The organism is Thiosulfatihalobacter marinus, assembly GCF_016019955.1.
In the GTDB taxonomy this organism is placed as follows: Bacteria; Pseudomonadota; Alphaproteobacteria; order Rhodobacterales; family Rhodobacteraceae; genus Shimia; species Shimia marinus_A.
Genome location: NZ_JAECRZ010000006.1, coordinates 259022 through 265152 on the forward strand (window position 1 = coordinate 259022; position 6131 = coordinate 265152).

Here is a 6131-nt window from a genome sequence, read left to right on the forward strand (position 1 = left end):
CACTGGCTTGCGCGCCCGGAACGGACATAATACTCGGGGCGCGGGTAGCCGGGTGAGTGGGTGATGGCGAAAAAGAAGGCGCAGAAAAAGCGCGGCTGGATTGGCAGGCAGTGGCTGCGGCTGCGGTATTGGCTGCGCCGCAGCGTGATCTGGCTGATGTCGCTGGTGATCCTTGCCGTGCTTTTGTTTTCCGTCGTCAATCCGCCTTTTACCTTTACCATGTTGAGCGAGAAACGGGCGCTGGGGCGGATTGATCGGCAGTGGGTTCCGATGAAAGAGATCGCGCCGGTGATGCGCCGGTCCGCGGTGGCGGCGGAAGACGCGAATTTCTGTCTGCACTGGGGGTTTGACATCAAGGCAATCCGCGAGTCGCTGGATGATGGTGGCGGGCGCGGTGCGTCGACGATCAGCCAGCAGATGGTCAAGAATGTCTATCTGTGGCAGGGGCGCAGCTGGGTCCGCAAGGCAATCGAAACGCTGCTCACGCCGCTGGTGGAGCTGACCTGGTCCAAGCGGCGCATTCTGGAAGTTTATCTGAATGTTGCCGAGTTTGACGAGGGAGTGTTTGGGGTTGAAGCGGCTGCACGGCACTATTTCGGCGTTGGGCCGGAGGCGCTGAGCGCGGAGCAGGCGGCACGGTTGGCGGCTGTATTGCCCAGCCCCAAGACCCGGTCGGCCAGCGAACCGACCGCCTTTTTGCGCAGACGGGCGGTGGCGATCATGGATGGGGCAGAAACCATTCGCGGAGAGCCGCGCGCCCGGTGTTTCGAGGATTGAAAATCACCGCGCGGCAAGGCATTGAGGGAGGGATTTTCGAAACCCTGGTGTTGACCTGATGAACCGTCTTTTCCATGTGCCCCTGTCCCCGTTCTGCCGCAAGGTGCGGCTGAGCCTTGCCGAGAAACGGATCGAGGTGGAGCTGGTGGAGGAGCGGTATTGGGAGCAGGATCCGGATTTCCTGCGCCGCAATCCGGCGGCCAAGGTGCCGGTGCTGAAGATGGACGGCAAGGTGATGGCCGAAAGCAGCGCAATTTGCGAATACCTGGAAGAGAAATATCCCGAACCCTCGCTGATGCCGCGAGATCCGGACGGGCGTTATGAGGTGCGCCGGCTGGTGGCGTGGTTCGATGACAAGTTTCATAACGAGGTGACGTCGAAGCTGTTGTATGAGCGGGTCAACAAGAAGGTGATGGGCGCCGGGTACCCGGACAGCACCAACGTGAAAGCCGGGGCCAAGGCGATCAAGTATCACCTGGATTACATGCATTGGCTGTTGGATCATCGGCGCTGGCTTGCCGGGGATGTGATGACGCTGGCGGATTTCGCGGCAGCGGCGCATTTGAGTGCGCTGGATTATATTTCGGACGTGGATTGGCGCCGTTCCGCCGTGGTCAAGGACTGGTATGCGACGATCAAGTCGCGCCCGGCATTCCGGTCGATTCTGGCCGATCAGATCGCCGGCTTTCCGCCGCCGGCGCATTATGCGGATCTGGATTTCTAGGGTGGGGGCTTTGCCCCCTCTTGGCCGCGGGGCGGCCAATTCACCCCCAGGATATTTCTGGCCAAAAGAAGGAATGGGGTGGTGTCTGACGATCTGAAGGCGCGGCTGGTGAGGGAGGCGCGGGACATCGGGTTTGATATGGCCCGGGTTTGCCGGCCGGATGCTGTTGGCCAGGTGCCGGAGGGTTTGGCCGGGTTTCTGGCCCGGGGGTATCATGGGCAAATGGGCTGGTTGGCGGAGCGCGCGCTTTGGCGGGGTAATCCGGCGGCGCTTTGGCCGGAGGCGCGATCGGTGATCGTATTGGCCGAGAGCTATACCCCGGAGCATGATCCGACTGTCGTGCATGGGCAGGCGGACCGGGGGGCCATTTCGGTATATGCGCAGAATCGGGACTACCACGATATTGTCAAGAAGCGGCTGAAGCGGCTGGCGCGGTGGTTAATTGGTGAGGCGGGTGGCGAAGTGAAGGTGTTTGTGGATACCGCGCCGGTGCCGGAAAAGCCGCTGGGCCAGGCGGCGGGGCTGGGGTGGCAGGGCAGGCACACCAATCTGGTAAGTCGCGAACTTGGGTCATGGTTCTTTATCGGGTCGGTGTTCACGACGCTGGAAATAGAGACTGATCCTGCGGAAATCGACCATTGCGGATCTTGTCGCGCCTGTCTTGACGCCTGTCCGACGGATGCTTTTCCCGCGCCCAACCAGATTGATGCGCGGCGTTGCATTTCCTATTTGACGATCGAGCATCACGGGCCTGTCGATGAGGCGCTGCGCCCCTTGATGGGCAACCGGATTTATGGCTGCGACGATTGTCTGGCGGCCTGTCCGTGGAACAAGTTTGCGGTGAGTGCGCGCGAGATGCGCTATGCCGCGCGCGACGATCTTGTGGCGCCGAAGCTGGCCGAGTTGGCGGGTCTCGATGATACGGGGTTTCGCGCGATGTTCTCCGGTTCGCCCATCAAGCGGATCAAGCGGGACCGGTTCGTGCGCAATGTGCTGTATGCCATCGGCAATTCGGCTGATGCGATATTGCTGTCCGTGGCGCAGGGTTTGTGCGACGACCCCGACCCGGCGGTGGCGGACGCGGCGCGCTGGGCGGTTAGCCGGTTACGGGATGTCGCAAACCGGCGGGACCGGTGACGCGCGGCGTGGCGAGGATCGGTGAGCGAACAGAGGAGGGGCGCGCATGACCTTGTCGTTGGGCGTGGATACGGGTGGCACCTATACCGACGCGGTACTGATCCGGGATGAAAGCCATGTGATCGCATCCGCCAAGGCGCTGACAACGCGTCACGATCTGGCCGAGGGCATTGGGGCCGCGATCGCGGCGGTGATGGCGCAGGCGGGTGCGGCGCCGCAGGACGTGACCCTGGCCTCGTTGTCCACGACTTTGGCGACCAATGCGCTTGTCGAGGGGCAGGGCGGGCGGGCTGCGCTTGTGTTGATCGGATTTGGCGAAGCGGATCTGGACCGGCATGGGCTGAGAGAGGCGCTGGACGGTGATCCGGTGCTGGTTCTGGCGGGCGGGCATGACCATGCCGGTGCCGAGGCCGCCGCGCTGGATGAGGCCGCTCTTGCCGGTTGGCTGGAGGCACATCTTGCCGGGGTGTCGGGCTTTGCGGTTGCGGGAAAGTTCGCCACCCGCAATCCGGCGCATGAGCAACGTGTGGCCGAGATCATCCGCGCCGGTTCCGGGCGACCGGTGAGCGCGTCGCACCATCTTTCGTCGCGTCTGAACGGGCCGAAGCGGGCCCTGACCGCCTTGCTGAACGCCCGTCTGATCGGCATGATCGATTCCCTGATCGGGCGGGCAGAGCAGAAGCTGACGGAGTTGGGGATCACGGCGCCGTTGATGGTGGTGCGGGGCGACGGCGCGCTGATTTCATCCGGCCTGGCAAGGGCGCGGCCGATCGAGACCATCCTGAGCGGGCCGGCGGCGTCGATTGTTGGGGCGCGCTGGTTGACCGGGGCAAAAGATGCGCTGGTGAGCGATATCGGCGGAACCACCACCGACGTGGCGCTGTTGCGCGACGGGCGTCCGGCGATTGACCCGGATGGTGCGCGGGTTGGTCCCTATCGAACCATGGTCGAAGCCGTGGCCATGCGCACATTTGGCCTTGGCGGGGATAGCGAAGTTCATGCCCGGACAGAAGGGTTGCAGGGAGGTGTCGGCCTTGGCCCGCGCCGGGTAGTGCCGGTGTCGCTGATCGCGCGCGATGCGCCCGATGTCGTGCACAAGGCGCTGGATGAACAGCTGCGCCGGGTGGTGCCGGGCGAATATGATGGCCGGTTTGTGCGGGCCTTGCGAAGTGTGAATCGGGACGGGCTGGGGCCACGGGAGGCGGCAATTCTGGCGCGGCTTGGCGATGGGGTTCTGCCGTTGGGCGATGTTCTGCGGGCGCGCATTGATGCCGGGCCATTGCGGCGGCTGATAGAACGCGGGCTGGTCCAGATGTCGGGTGTGACCCCTTCGGACGCAAGCCATGTTCTTGGAACATTGCAAAGCTGGGACGGGATGGCGGCCGACAAGGCGCTGCGGCTGTTTGCGCGCAAACGCACGGGGGCGGGGACACCGCTGGCACCCGATGCGCCGGGATTGGCCGGGATGATCGTTGCCGAGCTGACGCGCCAGACCGGGCTGGCCTTGTTGGAATCCGCCCTTGCCGGGGAAGAGACCGATTTTGGCCAGAACCCCGCCGATCTTGCGCGGCATGTCCTGATGGAAAAGGGGCTTGGCGGGCATCGCGGCCTGATCCGGCTGGAAACCGGTCTGGCAATCCCGGTGATCGGGTTGGGGGCCTCGGCGCCGGTATATTATCCCGCGGTGGCGACGCGGTTGGGCTGTGAAATGGAGCTGCCACGACATGCCGGGGTTGCCAATGCGATTGGCGCGGTTGTGGGCCGGATCACCATCCGCAAGAGCGGCATCGTCACGTCGCCCTCGGAGGGGGTGTATCGCGTGCATCTGGAGGGCGGGCCGGAGGATTTCAGGGATGAAGCCGGCGCGCTGGGCCGGATGGAGGCCATGCTGACCGGTCAGGCGCGCGACGAGGCTCTGGCCGCGGGCGCGCAGGACCTGCGTGTGATCGCGACGCATGATATCAAGCGCGCCCAGGCCGAAGCGCGGACCGTTTTCATCGAGGGTAACGTGACTGTCGAGGCATCGGGCCGCCCGCGTATTGCCGGGTGACAGTGCAGGCACGGACAGGTGCAGGCGGGATCAGGCCTGTTTGCGGCGCGCCAGCACCCAATCGGCCCGAGGAAAGTGGCAGGTATAGCCGTTGGGGTGTTTTTCCAGATAATCCTGATGGTCATCCTCGGCTTCCCAGAAATCCCCGACCGGTTCCAGTTCGGTCACGACCGTGCCGGGCCACAGGCCGGACGCATTGACATCGTCAATCGTGTCCAGCGCGATGGCCTTTTGCGTATCGTCGGCATAGTAAATAGCCGATCTGTAGGACATGCCGATGTCATTGCCCTGCCGGTTGGGCGTGGTTGGATCGTGAATCTGAAAGAAGAACTCCAGCAGGCGCCGATAGCTGAGCCGCGCTGGATCAAAGACAATCTCGATCCCTTCGGCATGTGTCCCGTGATCGCGATAGGTGGCATTGGGCACATCGCCGCCGGTGTAGCCGACGCGGGTGGACAGCACGCCGTCCATCTTGCGGATCAGATCCTGCATTCCCCAGAAACAGCCGCCCGCCAATACAGCGCGTTCGCTCATGTCACATCCTCCACCTGGTCCAGATAGGCACCATAGCCTTCGGCCTCCATGTCGTCACGGTGCACAAAGCGCAAGGATGCGGAATTGATACAATAGCGCAGGCCGCCCCGGTCGGGTGGGCCATCGGGAAAGACGTGCCCCAGGTGGCTGTCGCCATGTTTGCTGCGCACTTCGGTCCGGACCATGCCAAGCGTGGCGTCACGATGTTCGGTGACATGCGCCGGTTCGATCGGTTTTGTAAAGCTGGGCCAGCCGCAGCCCGATTCATACTTGTCGGAACTGGCAAACAGGGGTTCGCCAGAGACCACGTCGACATAGATGCCGGACGCCTTGTTGTAGAGCAGTTTGCCCGAACCGGGCCGTTCGGTGCCGTTTTCCTGAGTGACCCAGAACTGTTCGTCGGAGAGCGTCGAAATCACGCTGGGATCGCGTCGGTATTCTGTCATGGCGCTGATTCCTGTTGTTGTTCGCTATGCGCATTAGATGGGGCTTGGGACGGAAATTCAAACCTTTGAAATATGGCGCTTACGCTGAGTGAACCTGTCGCGGCCTGATGCCAGTCCTTTGATGGCATTTACTGCAACAAGGAAGACTGACTATGGGGCTGAAACGGACGGACGAATTCCGTCAGGATGCGGCTTCTCATGGAGGAGAGGAAAATCCTATAGTGAGGAAGAAAAGAAAAGGCCCCGGTGCGGCGTTTCCCCGACGAAGGCCATCCAGTTCCTTGCGGGCAAAAAAAGCAACGAGATTTGGGTTCATCGAAGAACACAGGGACAGCTGACCTGCCACGGGATTTTTCCTCCACCGTTGATTAGAGTCCGACCTAACTTGAGGACGGACAATGAAGCGAACAAGATTCACGGACGAACAGATCATCGGCATCCTGGCTGAGCACGAGGCGGGCGC

6 protein-coding genes are annotated in these 6131 nt (G+C 62.7%); 4 read left to right on the forward strand and 2 right to left on the reverse strand.

Features of this window, described 5'->3' with window-relative positions:
- Positions 1-63 precede the first annotated feature (63 nt).
- The 4 genes from mtgA (at position 64) to I3253_RS11620 (ending at position 4688) form a co-directional block, all read left to right on the forward strand.
- Positions 64-777 carry a monofunctional biosynthetic peptidoglycan transglycosylase gene (mtgA, locus tag I3253_RS11605; RefSeq protein ID WP_197917822.1) on the forward strand — a complete coding sequence of 238 codons (714 nt, stop codon included), beginning with the start codon at positions 64-66 and terminating at the stop codon, positions 775-777.
- Positions 778-835: 58 nt separating this feature from the next.
- Positions 836-1501 carry an FtsZ-binding protein FzlA gene (gene fzlA, locus I3253_RS11610; RefSeq protein WP_197917823.1) on the forward strand — a complete coding sequence of 222 codons (666 nt, stop codon included), beginning with the start codon at positions 836-838 and terminating at the stop codon, positions 1499-1501.
- A gap of 78 nt (positions 1502-1579) precedes the next feature.
- Positions 1580-2638, forward strand: coding sequence for a tRNA epoxyqueuosine(34) reductase QueG (queG, locus tag I3253_RS11615; protein WP_408647812.1), 1059 nt, complete (start codon positions 1580-1582; stop codon positions 2636-2638).
- A gap of 46 nt (positions 2639-2684) precedes the next feature.
- Positions 2685-4688 (forward strand): hydantoinase/oxoprolinase N-terminal domain-containing protein, encoded by a 2004-nt coding sequence (locus I3253_RS11620; protein ID WP_197917825.1) that lies wholly within the window; start codon positions 2685-2687, stop codon positions 4686-4688.
- A gap of 30 nt (positions 4689-4718) precedes the next feature.
- On the opposite strand, the gene msrA is transcribed toward I3253_RS11620, so the two are convergent.
- The gene (gene msrA / locus I3253_RS11625) at positions 4719-5222 is read right to left on the reverse strand and encodes a peptide-methionine (S)-S-oxide reductase MsrA (protein ID WP_197917826.1); all 504 of its coding nucleotides are present in this window, start codon (positions 5220-5222) and stop codon (positions 4719-4721) included.
- Positions 5219-5668, reverse strand: coding sequence for a peptide-methionine (R)-S-oxide reductase MsrB (gene msrB / locus I3253_RS11630; RefSeq protein ID WP_197917827.1), 450 nt, complete (start codon positions 5666-5668; stop codon positions 5219-5221). Before msrB ends, msrA begins: the two co-directional genes overlap by 4 nt.
- Between the last annotated feature and the right edge of the window lie 463 nt (positions 5669-6131).